The organism is Brucella sp. IR068 (assembly GCF_049065885.1).
In the GTDB taxonomy this organism is placed as follows: domain Bacteria; phylum Pseudomonadota; class Alphaproteobacteria; order Rhizobiales; family Rhizobiaceae; genus Brucella; species Brucella intermedia.
Map to the genome: position 1 here is coordinate 162,307 of NZ_JBAKHE010000008.1, position 17,722 is coordinate 180,028.

Here is a 17,722-nt window from a genome sequence, read left to right on the forward strand (position 1 = left end):
CTTTGGCCGAAGTCACCCCTGTCATAGTGAGCGCCAGGAAGCCTTCGCTTTTCGCATTTTGCGGCGCAAAACCGCTTCGCACTTTTGCTGGAAATGCTCTAAAAGCGGAGCTGATCGTGCGGCAAACGCATTCAGCGTCTGTTCAGGCGCGGCACTCGATCATCCGGTTCGCGTGAATTGGATGGGTAAATTTGCAGGGGCAAAGGGAATGAGGAAACCAATGAGGAAAGTGACGCTGGCAATTGCCATGCTGCCGCTTTTGGCGAGTGCTCCGGCTCTGGCGGCATCTGTTTCTTCGCAAGGGGAAATTCAGCTCGCGCAGGCAGGTGCTCCCGGCGGGGATCAGTTTTCGCAGCAGGTCTGCAATCTGGCACATCAAAATGCCCAGTCCTATGCGCGCATCTTGCAGCTTCGCGACAAGATGCTGAAAATCCAGCGCGACAATGAAGCGCGTTTCCAGGCATTGGAAAAGGGGCGCGGGGGTTCACAGCATCGCGTCAGCATCGGGTCAACGGCCATTCTCGACGAAGCGATGCGGGACAATGGTGGCGGCAGCGGGCAGGGCGGCGGCTATCAGAGCCCCGGCTTGCAGCAGGAACTGGTGCGCAACCTGACCGGCAAGGTCGAGGATGTGGACGCCCAGATTTCGTTCACCGACAATCAGCTGCAAAAGACGCAGGAAGACAATGAATTCCGGTTTGAAGAACTGGAAAAGAAGAATGGCGTAACCTCGCCTGCTTCGAGCAGCGCGGCTCAGCCTGCGCCCGCTGCAGCATCGCCGGGCGCCGATCTCTGCGCGCAGGGCGTCGGCAACGCGGCCGCGATTGCCGATGCGTTGAGCGCGCGGGCGGAAGCCATGAACTTCCAGATCCTCGAAATGCAGGATCAGATGCAGAAGATGCAGGAAGCAAACGAAACCCGCTTCCAGTTTCTGGAAACCGGAAAACGCGCCGATACGGAAATTCAGCAGGCTGGCGGCGACACGTCGCTGGCCGCTGCCGGTTCGGATCAGGGCAGCAACGGAAACCTCGATGGCGGGGTTTCCGGAAGCGCCCCGCAGAATGGCGGATATGACGCTTCCACGCAGGCTGCGGCCAGCCAGTCGTCTGGCGCCGATTCCATGGCTATTGGTTCGAATGCGCCCGCACAGGGCGGACCGGCACGTGGCGAGCCGCCGCAAACGCTGGGCTCCATCCGCTTCGACGCCAGTGGCAATGTAATCGGCGAAACACTCGACGCCACGCCGCGCACGGTACAGCCGGGCGCGGCACCGGGAACCGCCGCAGGCGGAACGGCAGCAGGCGATGCGGTTGCATCGCTTCCGACCGACGATAATCCCGGTTCGCTCTATCAGGCATCCTATCAATATCTGATGTCGGGCGACTACAAGGCAGCTGAAACCGGCTTCCGCGAGCATGTGAAGCGCTATCCGGCTGATCCCAGCACGGCTGAAGCGCGCTTCTGGCTTGGAGAATCGCTTTACGGTCAGGGCCGTTATCCGGAAGCCGCCACGGTGTTCATCGATACGCAGCGCGATTATCCCGATTCGAAGCGCGCGCCGGAAAACATGTTCAAGCTCGGCATGACGCTGGAAAAAATGGATAATCGCGATGTTGCCTGCGCGACCTTCGCGCAGATACCGGAACGTTACCCCAAGGCGGCGCCTGCCATATTGAAGCGCGTTGCCGATGAGCGCACGCGCGCAAAGTGCTAGAGCGGTTCCCGTTAGAACACAGCCGTCGAACCGATCTGACTTTTTGTTTTATCGCATTATTTAACGCAAAACCGTTTCACGCTTTTGCTGGAAATGCTCTAATGGCGGAGTTAATTCGTGGGGCTTAGCCCAAGCAATATTTTCAAATTATTCGAGCCATTCGGATTTGAGCAGGCCAGGGCCGTGATTGCCGCCGTGTCAGGCGGCAGCGATTCTCTCGGCCTGCTTTTTCTCCTCCGGGATTACATGGCCATGCTCAAGGACCCGCCCCGGCTGATCGCCGTGACGGTGGACCATCAATTGCGCGCAGAATCCAGGGCCGAGGCCGAAAATGTCGGTCGGCTTTGCCGGCACTACGGGATCGAGCACCGTATTCTCACCTGGGATGAGGCGAAACCGACGAGCGGACTTGCTGCAGCTGCGCGCACGGCACGTTATCGCCTGTTGTCGCAGGCGGCGCAGGAGGCAGGCGCTGCCTTCATCGTCACCGGCCATACGCAGGACGACCAGATCGAAACCTTTCTGATGCGCAGGGAGCGCAGCGCCCATGCAGAAGCGCGGGGGCTTGCCGCCATGTCATCGCGCTCGTTACTGGGCGGCCTCGGGCGGGTGGGATCGGTAGAACTCGACCGCCCGCTGCTTTCCATTTCCCGGCAGGTCTTGCGTGAGGAGTTGCGGGGCAGGGGCATTGGCTGGATCGATGATCCCAGCAATGCCAATACGGACTATGAACGGCCACGGGTTCGTCTGGGCGTCGCGGCGAAGGCGGACAGACAGGCGGTGCTCGACCAGATTGCCGAGGCCGGAGCCGCGCGGGAGCGGGACAATGCCGTCCTGATTGCCGCACTCGCCGACCCGGCGAGCCTGCGCATCGATGCGGACGGGGCGTTGCTGGTCGATCCGCAGCTTTACGCCGCGCTTCCCGACAATGCCAGGCGATTGTTCGCCGGATTGCTGGCGGCGATTGCGGGCGGACGCCGTTTCCTGCCGGGCGACAGCGAGCGCTCACGCATCGAACGGGTTCTTTCGGGAGAGGATGACAATCATCGCCTGACTGTGTTCGGCGCGCTGATCGAGCGTGGCGCGGACGGCTCGCCGCATCGGTTTCTTCGCGAAAAGCGCAATCTCCCCAAGCTCCATCTGGAGCCGGGCAAGCCAATCGTCTGGGACGGACGCTTCCGTTTCTCGAATGAAGGCTCAATTGATTTCGAACTCGCTGCACCGGGACGGCAGGAACTCGCCGATTTCCTGAAGGCGCAGAACATCGAGATAGAATCCCGCAGACGTGAGGCCCTGCTGGTTTCGCCAGCCCTTTACAAGGATGGCAGGCTTTATGCCCTGCCTTTCCGGCGGGAAGGGGATTTTCCGAAAGACATTCGTGTCGAACGGCATTTTGCGATCTTCGATCACGTGTTGCCGGGGCATGATTTCGATCTTGCAATGGCTGTTGAAGCTCGCATCGGGCGCGTCTGCGCCGAATCGAAGCGGGATGAAAAATCAGTCCAGTGAACTGATTTCCCCGCGTAGACGCTTCGCACTTTGGTTGGAAATGCTCTTTTTATAAACCAGAGTGCGAAGAATCGAGGATGCGGGGTCAAACGCGCCTTGGCAAGGCCATCCTTCGATCCTATGTTAGACCGAAACATCGTTCCGTGCCCGCGGAATGGCCGTGGTATCGATTGGACCCGATATGAATCCGAACTATCGCAACTTCGCCCTCTGGGCGATCATTGCTCTTCTTTTGATCGCGCTGTTCAACCTGTTCCAAAGCCCAGGTCAGCGCTCCAATTCCCGTGAAGTTTCCTATTCGCAGTTTATTGACGACGTATCCAACGGTCGCGTGAAATCGGTGACGATCACCGGCCAGCGGATCACCGGTACTTTTGCTGACAATGGTTCGACCTTCCAGACCTATTCGCCGGGCGATACGGGTCTCGTTTCGCGCCTTGAAGACAAGGGTGTCGCGATCACCGCACGCCCGGAAACCGATGGCTCCAGCTCGCTGATCGGCATTCTCCTGTCGTGGCTGCCGATGATCCTGATTCTAGGCGTGTGGATTTTCTTCATGCGCCAGATGCAGGGCGGCTCGCGGGGCGCGATGGGCTTCGGCAAGTCCAAGGCCAAGCTTCTCACCGAAGCGCATGGCCGCGTCACCTTCCAGGACGTCGCTGGCGTGGACGAAGCCAAGCAGGATCTTGAGGAAATCGTCGAATTCCTGCGCGATCCGCAAAAATTCCAGCGTCTGGGCGGCAAGATTCCGCGTGGCGTTCTGCTCGTTGGCCCTCCCGGCACCGGTAAGACGCTTCTGGCGCGCTCGGTTGCGGGCGAAGCCAATGTGCCGTTCTTCACGATTTCCGGTTCGGACTTTGTTGAAATGTTCGTCGGCGTCGGTGCGAGCCGCGTCCGCGACATGTTCGAGCAGGCCAAGAAGAATGCGCCCTGCATCATCTTCATTGACGAAATCGACGCAGTCGGCCGTCACCGCGGCGCCGGTCTCGGCGGCGGCAATGACGAACGCGAACAGACGCTCAACCAGCTTCTGGTCGAGATGGACGGTTTTGAAGCCAACGAATCGATCATCCTGATCGCGGCGACCAACCGTCCCGACGTTCTCGATCCCGCGCTGCTGCGTCCGGGCCGTTTCGACCGTCAGGTCGTGGTGCCGAACCCAGATATCGTCGGCCGTGAACAGATTCTCAAAGTGCATGTGCGCAACGTGCCGCTTGCACCCAATGTCGATCTCAAGGTTGTCGCACGCGGCACACCGGGCTTCTCCGGTGCCGATCTCGCCAACCTCGTCAACGAAGCCGCCCTCATGGCCGCGCGCCGCAACAAGCGCCTCGTGACCATGCAGGAATTCGAGGACGCCAAGGACAAGATCATGATGGGTGCGGAACGCCGCTCCGCCATGACGCAGGAAGAAAAGGCCAATACGGCCTATCACGAGGCAGGCCATGCCATCGTTGCGCTCAACGTGCCGAAGGCGGACCCGGTTCACAAGGCAACCATCATTCCGCGCGGCCGTGCGCTCGGCATGGTGATGCAGCTTCCGGAAGGCGACCGTTACTCGGCCACCTATACCTGGATGGTGTCGCGCCTTGCCATCATGATGGGCGGTCGTGTGGCCGAAGAGCTGAAATTCGGCAAGGAAAACATCACCTCCGGTGCTTCCTCCGATATCCAGCAGGCCACCAAGCTCGCCCGTTCCATGGTTACGCAATGGGGCTATTCGGACAAGCTCGGCCGCGTGGCTTATGGCGACAATCAGGAAGAAGTCTTCCTCGGCCATTCGGTTTCCCGCACGCAGAACATTTCGGAAGAAACCGCGCAGATCATCGATGCCGAAGTGCGTCGCCTGATCGATGAGGCCTATGCCGAAGCGACCCGCATCCTGACCAAGAAGAAGAAGGACTGGATCGCGCTTGCCGAAGGACTGCTCGAATATGAAACGCTTTCCGGCGACGAGATCAAGGAACTGATCGCGGGCAACAAGCCGTCGCGCGATCAGGGCAGCGATACGCCGTCGCGCGGTTCAGGCGTTCCGAAGGCTGGCAGCCCGCGCAAGCGCAAGGGCAGTGAGCCTGGCAGCGAACCGGGTATGGAGCCGCAGCCGCAATAAGCTGCTCGAAAAGAAATACAGAAAGCCGGGCTAGTCCCGGCTTTCTGTTATCCGGTTTTATGGGGCTTGTCGCAAAGGCTCGTTAAGGATTTCGGCGCATCATACTGCACCAGCTTACGACTTTGGTCGGGGGAAGGACGAACTTGCAGCCAAAGACGAAATTGCATTTGTGAGGGTTTTCGCGTTAAGAACAGCGAAAATCTGCTGCCCGGCCAACCGGCAGCCATTGCTCGCCGATCATTTTGGGCGGCATATATTTGAAGACAGAGAGCAATTCATGGCTCAGCGCAAGGCGAAACAGATGGCACGCAAATATTTTGGAACCGATGGCATTCGCGGACAGGCCAACAGCTTTCCGATGACCCCGGAAGTCGCCATGAAAGTCGGCATGGCGGTTGGTCACATCTTCCGCCGCAAGGGTCAGGCTTCGCGCGTGGTGATCGGCAAGGATACGCGCCGTTCCGGCTATATGCTGGAAAACGCGCTGGTGGCCGGTTTCACCGCCGCAGGCATGGATGTTTTCCTGCTTGGCCCGATCCCGACGCCTGCCGTTGCGATGCTCTGCCGCTCGCTGCGCGCCGATATCGGCGTGATGATCTCGGCATCGCACAACCCGTTCTACGACAATGGCATCAAGCTTTTCGGCCCAGACGGATACAAGCTTTCCGACGAGATCGAATTGAAGATCGAGGCGATGATCGACGGCGATCTCTCTCCATATCTCGCCAGCCATGGCGATGTCGGTCGCGCCAAGCGCGTCGATGGTGACATCTATCGCTATATCGAATTTGCCAAGCGCACGCTGCCGCGCAATATCGACCTGAACGGTCTGCGCGTCGTGGTCGATTGCGCCAATGGCGCGGGTTACAAAGTTGCCCCGGCTGCGCTGTGGGAACTGGGCGCGGAAGTCATCACCATCAACAACGAGCCGAACGGCATCAACATCAACGAGGATTGCGGTTCGACGCATCCGATCGGCCTGATGAAAAAGGTTCATGAAGTGCGCGCCGATGTCGGCATTGCGCTCGATGGCGATGCGGACCGTGTGCTGCTGGTCGATGAAAACGGCACGGTCATTGACGGCGACCAGTTGATGGCCGTCATCGCCGAAAGCTGGGCGGCGAGCGACCGGCTTGAAGGCGGCGGCATCGTGGCGACCGTCATGTCCAATCTTGGCCTCGAGCGCTTCCTTGCCGACCGTCATCTGACGCTGGCCCGCACCAAGGTGGGCGACCGCTATGTGGTCGAGCATATGCGCGAGCACGGTTTCAATGTCGGCGGCGAGCAGTCCGGCCATATCGTCCTGTCCGATTTCGCGACGACGGGTGACGGCTTGATCTCGGCCTTGCAGATTCTTGCCGTCGCGCAGGAGCAGGGCAGGCCCATCAGTGAAGTCTGCCGCAAGTTCGATCCGGTGCCGCAGCTTCTCAAGAATGTTCGCACCGCTGGCGGCAAGCCGCTGGAGAACAAGCGCGTGAAAAGCGCAATCATTGAAGCCACCGAGCGCCTTGGCGGTCAGGGCCGTCTGGTTATCCGCCCGTCCGGCACCGAACCGCTCATCCGCGTCATGGCGGAAGGCGACGACCGCGGTCTGGTGGAAAAGGTCGTCAACGACATTATCGACGTGATCTCATCCGAGGGCAGTGCTGCCGCCTGATCACCCCATGAGCAATTTCAGCAAAGCGCGGGTTCTGTCCCGCGCTTTTTGTTTGGACGCGTGTCCCGAAGAGTGAGAACTGAAGCCGGAGCACGTCCGGTATATTAGTGATTCTTAATGAGCTTGGTAAAAAAACAAGGTTAAGTCGGATTTAACTTTTGCCGAATAGTCTTTCCCACAAACATCCGTACCGTCGCTTCCGGCGGCGTGATTCTCCGATGGGGCAGACATATGAAAAGTCTTACGAAAACTCTTTTTGCCGGTGTGGCGGCATCGGTTGCCCTCACGGCCATGGTATCTGTCGCGCTGGCGGCCGATATCATCGAACCTGTGCCGGAAGTCCCTGAAGTCGTTGTCGCTCCGCCTGCCGTTGGCGGCTGGTATCTGCGCGGCGACATCGGTTATTCCTGGAATAAATTCAAGGGTGCGGACTATACGGTTGTCGGAAGTGGTTGTGACCCATGCGGCAACGAAACTACTTTTATCGACAAAAAGGACATCAAAGGCGGAGACCTTAAGGGGTCATTCCTGATTGGTGGCGGTATCGGCTATCAGGTAACAGATTATTTCCGCACAGATTTCACGCTCGATTACATGACGCGCGCGAAATTTACGAGCGAGCGTGATGAAAGCCACCTGTCGGCACTGTCGCTCCTGGCAAATGCTTATGTCGATCTCGGCAATTTCAGTGGCGTTACGCCTTATGTCGGTGCAGGTATCGGCGGCACGCGTATTAAGTGGGCCGATCTTGTCGATACTACAAATGGCGGAGCATTGCCCGGTGATGCCAACTGGCGTTTTACCTATGCGCTCATGGCGGGTGCGTCGGTTGATCTGACGAATAACCTCAAGCTCGATGCCGGTTATCGCTATCGTCATGTCAATGGCGGCAAGATGTTCGATGGTAAGTACGGCGTCGGCGACGGATATGACAAGGGGATGGACATTCACGACGTGCGCGTCGGCCTGCGCTACATGTTCGGCGGTGCGGCTCCGGCCTATGCGCCGCAGCAGGTCTCGACCATCGTGGACGGCCCGGTTTACAAGTAAGCCGAAGATACAGCAAAGCAATCAGGGCCCGGTTATCCGGGCCCTTTTCGTTTAGTGCGCGTTTCAACAGATATTGGACAGACGCTTCGCGCCTTGCGGCAGATGCTTTAGAAACACGGTAAACAGATCCCTATATTCATGCGATCTTAACCATGTCCGTTCATACATGATGATACATTCATAAGCGGGGATTTCATCATGTCCATGCAATGGCGTGCCTTCTGTTCGCCGGCTGCGCTGCTGGCCGGATTATGCATCGTATCGCAGTCCTTTGCCGCCGATCTTGATATGATCAGCTATGAGCCGGGCGCTCCGGCGCAGCAGCCGGTCGAGGTTGGGTCCGGCTGGTATCTACGCGGCGATATCGGCTACAACATCTCCTCCAAGGTCAAGGTCCAGACGGAGACGGCTTTCTGGAGCGCGTCGCAAGGCTACGATCTGGACAAGAATGTCGTGCCGTCCGTTGGCGTCGGCTATCAGTTCACGGATAATCTGCGCGGCGACGTGACGTTCGGTTATTCCAAGCAGAGCTTCGATGATCTGGACGTCGATGTTCGCAGCTGGGACATGATGGCCAATGCCTATGTCGATCTCGGCAATTACTACGGTTTCACGCCTTATCTGGGCGCTGGTCTAGGCTTTGCCAATGTGCGGTATTCCATCGATACGGTCTATGGCGCATACAAGGCGGATGATGATTATCGGCTCGCCTGGGCGCTGATGGCTGGCGTGGGCATCGATGTGGCCTCCAATATCAAGCTCGATGTCGGCTATCGATATGGGGTTATCGAGGGAGCAGATATTGCAAGCGCGGCAGGCATCACGCTGAGCGACAAGGACATTCAGTCCCACCAGCTCCGCGCCGGTGTGCGCTTCACGACCTGGTAATACCAGGTCTCATCGAGACCTGGTATTACCAGGTCTCATCGAGACCTGGTCAGGCCCGTGCGGCCATTGAGCATTTTGCGTTAGCAATTTAACGCCCTGCTATAATTGCAGCGGGCCTTTGGGCCCGCCTTGCAGTTCATTGTTTCAGGTTTGGCGAATTTTTGGTTTTCATATACGGCCCAAATCCTTACAGGTGAACGAATGCGTCGAACGCATTTCCTGAAAAGGGGAGGGTTATGAAAGCAATCGCAGCATTTTCAGATTTCGTAGGCCCGACTTTCGCCGTCTGGGTCATTATTTTCGCTGTTCTCGGCTTCGTCCTGCCGTCGACATTCAGCGTATTTGCGCCGTGGATCGTGGTTCTGTTGGGCATCATCATGTTCGGCATGGGCCTGACGATTTCCGGCAAGGATTTTGCCGAGGTCGCCAGGCGGCCTTTTGACGTCGCCATCGGTGTGCTGGCGCAGTTCATCATCATGCCGCTTCTCGCCGTGCTTTTGACGCGCATCATCCCCATGTCGCCGGAAGTGGCTGCGGGCGTCATTCTGGTCGGCTGCTGTCCCGGCGGCACGGCCAGTAACGTCATGACCTATCTGTCAAAGGGCGACGTGGCGCTGAGCGTTGCTTGCACCAGCGTCACCACGCTGCTTGCGCCGCTCGTGACGCCATTTCTGGTCTGGTTCTTCGCCAGCCAGTATCTGCCGGTCGATGCGATGAGCATGTTCATCAGCATCGTGAAGGTCATCCTCGTGCCGCTGGCGCTCGGCTTCGTGTTGCAGAAACTGGTTCCCGGCCTGGTCAAGGCGGCCATCCCCATGCTGCCGCTGGTGTCGGTCATCGGCATCGTGCTTATCGTGGCCGCCGTGGTCGCGGTCAACAAGGCCGCCATCGCGCATTCAGGCCTGCTGATCTTCGCGGTCGTGTTCCTGCACAACGGCTTCGGTCTGCTGCTTGGTTATTTCGCGGCGCGTTTCCCGGGGCTGTCGCTTGCCAAGCGCAAGGCGATCAGCATCGAGGTCGGCATGCAGAACAGCGGGCTTGGCGCCGCGCTCGCCAATGCGCATTTCTCGCCGCTGGCGGCTGTGCCGAGCGCTGTCTTCAGTGTCTGGCACAATATCTCCGGCGCGCTGATTGCAAGCTACTATGCGCGCATGGAAGACGAGCCGACAGAGACGCAGACGGTTACGCGATAAGGAAATTCTACCCGCCCGGAGCAATTCGGGCGGGTTTGATGAAAATATTCCCCGAAAGCCGTATTGAGGAAAAACGCGCTTTCGGCTATCCCGGTAAGTGGGCCACGTCTCCCCAACGAGACGCGTGCTATCTGAGAGGATAGAAACAACATGACGACGATTGCGAAGCCGGCAGTTCGCCCGGCTAATCCTAATTTTTCATCCGGTCCCTGTGCAAAACGTCCCGGCTGGTCGCTGAATGCGCTGGTCGATGCGGCGCTTGGCCGTTCGCACCGCGCGAAAATCGGCAAGACCAAGCTCAAAGAGGCCATCGACCTTACCCGCGAAGTGCTGCAGGTGCCTGCCGATTACCGCATCGGCATCGTGCCGGCTTCCGACACCGGCGCTGTCGAAATGGCGCTGTGGTCCATGCTGGGTGCGCGCGGCGTCGATATGGTCGCCTGGGAAAGCTTTGGCGCAGGCTGGGTCACGGATGTGGTGAAGCAGCTCAAGCTCGAAGACGTTCGCACCTTCGAAGCGCCCTACGGTGAGATTGTCGACTTTTCCAAAGTGGATTTCGACCGCGATGTCGTTTTCACCTGGAACGGCACCACGTCGGGCGCGCGCGTCCCGAACGCCGATTTCATTCCGGCTGATCGCAAGGGCCTGACCTTCTGCGACGCGACCTCTGCCGCTTTCGCGCAGCGTCTCGATTTCCCCAAGCTCGATGTCGTTACCTTCTCTTGGCAGAAGGTGCTGGGCGGCGAGGGTGCACACGGCATCCTGATCCTCAGCCCACGTGCTGTCGAGCGTCTGGAAAGCTACAAACCTGCATGGCCGATGCCGAAGATTTTCCGCATGACCAAGGGCGGCAAGCTGATCGAAGGCATTTTCGTCGGCGAAACCATCAACACGCCGTCCATGCTTTGCGTGGAAGACTATCTCGATGCGCTGAAATGGGCGAAGTCGCTCGGCGGTCTCGATGCGCTGGTTGCGCGGGCCGACGCCAATTTCGCCGTCCTGAACGATTTCGTTGAGAGAACGCCGTGGATCGCCAATCTGGCCGTGAAGCCGGAAACCCGCTCCAACACCTCCGTCTGCCTGACGATTGTCGATCCCGAAGTAACCGCCTTGTCTGCCGACGAGCAAGCTGCTTTCGCCAAGGGCATCGTCACGGCGCTCGACAAGGAAGGCGTTGCCTATGACATCGGCGCTTATCGCGACGCACCTTCCGGCCTGCGCATCTGGGCCGGTGCGACGGTGGAAGCTTCCGATCTGGAAGCGCTGACGCATTGGCTGGATTGGGCTTTTGCAACGCAGAAGGCTGCACTTAAAGCTGCGGCTTAAGCAGATTCGTGCATGACACCGTGGTCCGCGTTGGGGCGGCCACGGTCCGCATTCCCACATTACAGCGCATTTCCTGAAGCAGAACAGTCTGCGTTATCACAGGAAATGCATGATTTGAAAATGTTTGAAGGAGGCCTTAATGGCACCTCGCGTTCTCGTATCCGATAAGCTTTCGCCCACTGCCGTCCAGATTTTCAAGGATCGCGGCGTGGAAGTCGACTATCTGCCTGATCTCGGCAAGGACAAGGAAAAGCTTCTCGAAGTCATCGGCGATTATGACGGTCTGGCGATCCGCTCGGCCACCAAGGTCACGGAAAAGCTGATTGCCGCCGCCAAAAAGCTCAAGGTCGTCGGTCGCGCCGGTATCGGCGTCGACAATGTCGATATTCCGGCGGCTTCGCGCCGCGGTATCATCGTCATGAACACGCCTTTCGGCAATTCGATCACCACTGCCGAACACGCCATCGCGCTGATGTTCGCTGTCGCCCGGCAATTGCCGGAGGCCGACACATCCACCCGCGCCGGCAAGTGGGAAAAGAACCGCTTCATGGGGGTCGAAATCACCGGCAAGACGCTCGGCGTCGTCGGCTGCGGCAATATCGGTTCGATCGTTGCGACCCGCGCCATCGGCCTGAAAATGCATGTGGTGGCTTTCGATCCGTTCCTGTCCGAAGCCCGTGCGCAGGAACTGGGCGTTGAAAAGGTCGAGCTGGACGAACTGCTCGCCCGCGCCGATTTCATCACGCTGCACACGCCGCTGACCGACAAGACCCGCAATATCATCAACGCGGAAAACCTCGCCAAGACCAAGCCGGGCGTGCGCATCGTCAATTGCGCGCGCGGCGGGCTGATCGTGGAAAAGGACTTGGTGGCAGCACTGAAATCCGGCCATGTCGCAGGCGCCGGTATCGACGTCTACGAAACGGAACCGGCGACGGAGAACGAGTTGTTCTCGCTGCCGAACGTGGTCTGCACGCCACATCTTGGCGCGTCGACGGCGGAAGCGCAGGAAAATGTCGCGCTTCAGGTGGCCGAACAGATGTCGGACTATCTCGTGAAGGGCGCCGTTTCCAACGCCATCAACATGCCGTCGATCACCGCGGAAGAAGCACCGCGCCTCAAGCCGTTCGTGAAGCTTGCCGATGTGCTTGGCGCCTTCGTCGGTCAGGTGACCGACGAGCCGATCCAGGAAGTGGAAGTGCTGTTCGACGGTTCCACCGCCACGATGAACACGCGCGCGCTTCTGAGCGCGGCCCTCGCAGGTCTCATCCGTCCGCAGGTTGCCGACGTCAACATGGTTTCCGCGCCGATCATGGTGAAGGAACGCGGCATCATCGTTTCGGAGGTCAAGCGCGACAAGTCGGGCATCTTCGACGGCTATATCAAGCTGACGGTGAAGACCACCCTGCGCGAGCGTTCGATCGCGGGCACCTGCTTTTCGGACGGCAAGCCGCGTTTCATCCAGATCAAGGGAATCAATCTCGACGCTGAGGTCGGTCCGCACATGCTTTACGTCACCAACAAGGACGTTCCGGGCATGATCGGCCTGCTTGGCACGATCTGCGGCAAGCACAATGTCAACATCGCAAACTTCTCGCTTGGACGCGACCATCCGGGTGGCGACGCGATTGCCATGCTCTATGTGGATGAACAGATTCCACAGGCGGCACTTGACGAACTGACGGCTCAAGAGGCAATCAAGGCGGCAACACCGCTTGAGTTCAACGTCGGAGAAGTTTGAGAAAATGGTTGAAGAGATGGTACAGCCGGAATGGCGGCGCATGCACGAGCATGATATTGCGAGCGTGACCGCCGTCGCCAATGTTGTCCATCTCGATTTCTTCGAAGATGAGGCGGTCTTCCGGGACCGCTTCAAACTCTATCCGGCAGGCTGCTTCGTGCTGGCCCGAGAGAACGAGATTCTGGGTTACGGCGTCAGCCACCCGTGGAAGCTCGATACGGTTCCGGCCCTCAACGCCGTTCTGGGCGCGCTGCCGGAAGACACCAATACCTATTACATCCACGATATTGCACTTCTGCCCGAAGCCCGCTCCGGCGGTGCCGCCACCCGCGTCGTCGAGCTGATGGCCTTGCAGGCCGAGCGTGATGGTTTCGTCACCATGTCGCTCGTCGCCGTCAACGGCTCGCAGGGCTTCTGGGAAAAGAAGGGCTTTGTCGTCCGCGATCTCCCGGCGCTCGAGGAAAAGCTGAAAAGCTATTCGGAGGATGCCCTTTATATGGTCCGCGCCGGATAGATCGTAGATATTCACGCTTTGGAGGTCTGCAAATGGCATTCTTTTGAGCTTCCGGTGCTCATGTACTAAAATGTACATTCCGCTCCGGTTCTCAAAGAATACCATTTTCGCCTCTCCATAGCGTGAATCTCAAACGATCTAAGCGCCCTTCGTTCCAGTTAGCGTTCAAAAATCGGGAATTTCTTGCACGAAAGAGTCGCGCAATCCCGTTTCAATCTGTATAGAGACGAGGGATCAGCACCCTGTAGCCTCAGCTGGCGATGACCGGGCCGCTTCGATCCTTGGATTTTCAAATAGAAGCCAAGGAGTTTCTTCAATGGCAAATGTGGTTGTCGTCGGGTCGCAATGGGGCGACGAGGGCAAGGGTAAGATCGTTGACTGGCTGTCCGAACGCGCCGATGTCATCGTGCGCTACCAGGGTGGTCATAATGCAGGTCATACGCTGGTCATCGACGGCGTCAGCTACAAGCTTTCGCTGCTGCCTTCCGGCCTTGTGCGTGGCAAGCTGAGCGTCATCGGCAACGGCGTCGTTGTCGATCCGCATCATTTCGTTTCCGAAGTCGAGAAATTGCGCGCGCAGGGCATCGACATCAATCCGGACGTACTGCGCATTGCCGAAAATGCCCCGCTCATCCTCTCCATCCACCGCGATCTCGATGCCATGCGCGAAGGCTCCAATTCGGGCCTCAAGATCGGCACGACCAAGCGCGGCATTGGCCCGGCCTATGAAGACAAGGTTGGCCGCCGCGCCATCCGCGTCATCGATCTGGCCGAGCCGGAAACGCTTGAGCCGAAGGTCGAGCGCCTGCTCGCCCACCACAATCTGCTGCGTCGCGGCATGGGCCTTGAGGAAATCGCGGTCGAAACCATTCTGACCGAGCTGACCTCGGTTGCCGACCAGATCCTGCCCTATATCGATCAGGTCTGGCGCGTTCTCGACGAACGCCGCAAGGCGGGCGACCGCATCCTGTTCGAAGGCGCGCAGGGCGCATTGCTCGACAACGACCACGGCACCTATCCTTTCGTGACGTCCTCCAACACGGTTGCCGGTCAGGCTGCCGCCGGTTCGGGCCTCGGCCCGACGGCCATCGGCTATGTGCTCGGCATCACCAAGGCCTATACGACCCGCGTTGGCGAAGGCCCGTTCCCGACCGAACTCAATGACGAGATCGGCGAATTCCTTGGCACCAAGGGCCATGAATTCGGCGTGGTGACAGGCCGCAAGCGCCGCTGTGGCTGGTTTGACGCCGTGATCGTGCGTCAGACGGTCCGCACCTCCGGCATTACCGGCATCGCGCTGACCAAGCTCGATGTTCTCGACGGCCTGGACGAAATCAAGATTTGCGTGGCCTATGAACTCGATGGCAAGCGCATCGACTATCTGCCGTCCTCCATGGGCGCGCAGGCTCGCGTCAAGCCGATCTATGAAACACTGCCGGGCTGGTCGGAAACGACCGCAGGTGCACGTTCATGGAACGATCTTCCGGCGCAGGCGGTCAAATATGTCCGTCACATCGAAGAACTGATCGGCGCGCCGGTGGCCATGCTTTCCACCAGCCCGGAACGCGAGGATACCATCCTCGTCACCGATCCGTTCCACGACTGATTGTTTGCAGTCAATGAGCGATATGTTCGGAGCGGCTTTTTCGGAAGCTGCTCCGATTTCGTTTCGGCCGTTGTACAAAGAACGCAATCGGCTGCATAAAGCTTCGCAACAGGGTGAATTTTGCCACTATTTCACCGCATCGTTTTGAAAGTCTTCGCTAAATCGTAGCCGGAGACTTTGCTTTCCCTTGATTATTGTGATTATTGGGACATTTATTGCATCCTGTGCTTATTGTTCATCTGGACGGGCGGAAACCGGGTAAGACGGAATGGCGGATTTTGTAGCGGTACTGAAAAAGACGATCGATGCGCAGGCGGACAAGTCTCCTGAATTGCGCCAGCGCGTTTATGCGAAAGCGCGTGCGACGATCGAGCAGAAGCTTGTCACGGCAAACGCCTCGCAGGCCGTGGCTGTCCGCCAGCGTAATATTCTCGAAGACGCCATTGCCGAGGTCGAAGCTTTTTATGCGCCGCCCGCCAACCCGCCGGAGCCGCCGGTCGAGGATGCGCTGGATGATTTTCTGCAGGAGGCGAATCGCGCTGCTGTGGATCGCGCGCCGTCCCATGAAGACGACGAGCCTGCATTTTCCGCCGCCCCGCAGGATGAGCGCCGCGACCGCGTTTCCGGCGAGGATGACGACGCACCGGCTTTCGTGGCCGAGCGCCACGACGACTGGAAGCTGGACCGCGCCAAGGAAAAGGCGCAGGCCCGCCGCAGCGAATATATCGAGCGCACGTCCAAGAAGGAGAAGCGCTCCTATAAGGGGCTGGTTGTCGCGTTGATCGCGGTTCTGGCTCTCGGAACCGCCGGCTACGTTGTCTGGAACAACAAGGACAAGATTCAGGAACTCGCGTCGAGCCTTGGCCGCAGCGACGCGCCTGCGACCGGTTCCGACAGCCAGACACAGCCTCAAGACACGACGCCGCCAGCCGACAGCAATGCGGCGACGACGGGCGGCGAACAGACGCCGGAACAGCCGCAACAGCCTGCGGGCGAGCAGAAGTTGACGCAGCGGCTGATGCCGGACGGCAGCGAAACCGATAGCGGGCCTGCCGGTGGCGCGAACGGAATCGGGGAGGGCACCTCCACCGCCGCTTCCACCCCTGCACCTGCCGAGACGAACTCGCCAGCGGGCGCGCAGCCCGGACAGAACCAGACCGTCGCCGTCGGCCAGCAGGCGCTTCTCTATGAAGAGCGCGGCGGTGCCGGGTCGGATTCGGTCGAGCGCGGCAATGTGGTCTGGTCGGTGATCGAGGAAAGTCCGGAAGACGGCCAGCCTGCGCAGCCCGCCGTGCGCGCAACCGTCACGATGCCGACCAGCAAGGTCGAGCTGAAGATGACCATTCGCAAGAATACGGACCAGTCGATTCCAGCAAGCCATCTGATCGAAATGGTCTTCACGGTCCCCGAGGGCTTCTCCGGCGGCGTGGTGGATAATGTACAGCGCGTCACCTTCAAGGACACGGAACAGGCGGCGGGCAATCCGCTGATCGCCGTGCCGTCGAAAATCGGCGATAATTTCTTCATCGTATGGCTGAACGACGCCCGCACCGCGCAGGATACCAATCTATCGCTGATGCGCCGCCTGCAATGGATAGATATTCCGATCTCCTACCGCAATGGCCGCCGCGCCCTCATCAGCCTTGAAAAAGGCGTGCCGGGCGAGAAGGCGTTCAACGACGTGCTGGGTGCGAATTAATCTTCCCGCAAAACGAAAAAAGCCGCTTCGAGCGGCCTTTTTGTTTGCTGACGAACAGGATTACTTCTTTTCGGCAAAGGCCTTGATTGCCTTGGCGACTTCGTTCTGCGCGGCTTCCGCGCTGTCGAAGCCTGCGAGTTCCACGACCTTGCGGCCTTCCGGCAGCTGCTTGTAGACGCGGAAGAAGGCTTCGAGACGCTGCTGTTCGATCTTGGGCAGATCGGTGATTTCCTTGATGTTGTCATAGGTCGGATCGATGTCCGTGGTCGGCACGGCAACGATCTTGTCGTCCTGGTCGCCGCCGTCGATCATCTTCAAAACGCCGATCGGACGAACCTTGATGATCGCGCCCGGAACAATCGGCTCACGCGTGTAGATCAGCGCGTCGAGCGGGTCACCGTCACCGGCAAGCGTGCTGGTGATCGAGCCGTAATTGGCCGGATAGACCACAGGCATGGACTGATAGCGGTCGACGACGATATGGCCGGTCTTGTCGTCGATTTCGTATTTGGTGAAGCTGCCCTGCGGGATTTCGATGGCCGTGAAGAACTCCTTCCCGTCCTGTTCCTTCTGTGGATAGTCGAGGAAGGAGACATATTCGGAAGCAGATGCGGCGGTGGCAGCGGTAAGCGCGATAGCTGCGGCGAGCAGGAGCTTTTTCATGGGATGACCTTGAAGCTGGGGTGAAACACGCCCTCGTCCCTAATGCCAATCC

General features: G+C 59.0%; 13 protein-coding genes. 12 read left to right on the forward strand and 1 reads right to left on the reverse strand.

Annotated features, from left to right (window positions below; genetic code table 11):
- The first annotated feature begins 208 nt into the window (after positions 1-208).
- The 12 genes from ybgF (at position 209) to ACOWVS_RS15245 (ending at position 17,007) form a co-directional block, all read left to right on the forward strand.
- Positions 209-1,714: a tol-pal system protein YbgF gene (ybgF, locus tag ACOWVS_RS15190; RefSeq protein ID WP_063620125.1), complete on the forward strand. Its 1,506-nt coding sequence runs from the start codon at positions 209-211 to the stop codon at positions 1,712-1,714.
- A 117-nt stretch (positions 1,715-1,831) separates the two neighbouring features.
- On the forward strand, positions 1,832-3,223 hold the full coding sequence (gene tilS / locus ACOWVS_RS15195) for a tRNA lysidine(34) synthetase TilS (RefSeq protein ID WP_075042029.1): 1,392 nt from the start codon (positions 1,832-1,834) through the stop codon (positions 3,221-3,223).
- Positions 3,224-3,404: 181 nt separating this feature from the next.
- On the forward strand, positions 3,405-5,333 hold the full coding sequence (ftsH, locus tag ACOWVS_RS15200) for an ATP-dependent zinc metalloprotease FtsH (protein ID WP_006473328.1): 1,929 nt from the start codon (positions 3,405-3,407) through the stop codon (positions 5,331-5,333).
- Between the two features lie 301 nt (positions 5,334-5,634).
- Entirely contained in the window at positions 5,635-6,990 is a 1,356-nt protein-coding gene (gene glmM, locus ACOWVS_RS15205) for a phosphoglucosamine mutase (protein WP_006473329.1), read from the forward strand.
- Between the two features lie 231 nt (positions 6,991-7,221).
- On the forward strand, positions 7,222-8,040 hold the full coding sequence (locus ACOWVS_RS15210; protein WP_063620122.1) for an outer membrane protein: 819 nt from the start codon (positions 7,222-7,224) through the stop codon (positions 8,038-8,040).
- Positions 8,041-8,238: 198 nt separating this feature from the next.
- Positions 8,239-8,928: an outer membrane protein gene (locus ACOWVS_RS15215; protein ID WP_006467704.1), complete on the forward strand. Its 690-nt coding sequence runs from the start codon at positions 8,239-8,241 to the stop codon at positions 8,926-8,928.
- 236 nt (positions 8,929-9,164) lie between these two features.
- Entirely contained in the window at positions 9,165-10,121 is a 957-nt protein-coding gene (locus ACOWVS_RS15220; protein WP_075042028.1) for a bile acid:sodium symporter family protein, read from the forward strand.
- 150 nt (positions 10,122-10,271) lie between these two features.
- Entirely contained in the window at positions 10,272-11,447 is a 1,176-nt protein-coding gene (locus ACOWVS_RS15225) for a phosphoserine transaminase (RefSeq protein WP_006467701.1), read from the forward strand.
- A gap of 139 nt (positions 11,448-11,586) precedes the next feature.
- Entirely contained in the window at positions 11,587-13,188 is a 1,602-nt protein-coding gene (gene serA, locus ACOWVS_RS15230) for a phosphoglycerate dehydrogenase (protein ID WP_021587986.1), read from the forward strand.
- Positions 13,189-13,192: 4 nt separating this feature from the next.
- Positions 13,193-13,702: a GNAT family N-acetyltransferase gene (locus ACOWVS_RS15235; RefSeq protein ID WP_021587985.1), complete on the forward strand. Its 510-nt coding sequence runs from the start codon at positions 13,193-13,195 to the stop codon at positions 13,700-13,702.
- Positions 13,703-14,018: 316 nt separating this feature from the next.
- A complete protein-coding gene (locus ACOWVS_RS15240) occupies positions 14,019-15,308 on the forward strand; it encodes an adenylosuccinate synthase (RefSeq protein WP_006467698.1) in 1,290 nt (429 codons plus the stop codon).
- A 268-nt stretch (positions 15,309-15,576) separates the two neighbouring features.
- On the forward strand, positions 15,577-17,007 hold the full coding sequence (locus tag ACOWVS_RS15245) for a hypothetical protein (RefSeq protein WP_063620120.1): 1,431 nt from the start codon (positions 15,577-15,579) through the stop codon (positions 17,005-17,007).
- A 60-nt stretch (positions 17,008-17,067) separates the two neighbouring features.
- Here the strand turns inward: ACOWVS_RS15245 and ACOWVS_RS15250 are convergent, their stop codons facing one another.
- Positions 17,068-17,670, reverse strand: coding sequence for an inorganic diphosphatase (locus tag ACOWVS_RS15250; protein ID WP_006467695.1), 603 nt, complete (start codon positions 17,668-17,670; stop codon positions 17,068-17,070).
- Positions 17,671-17,722 lie beyond the last annotated feature (52 nt).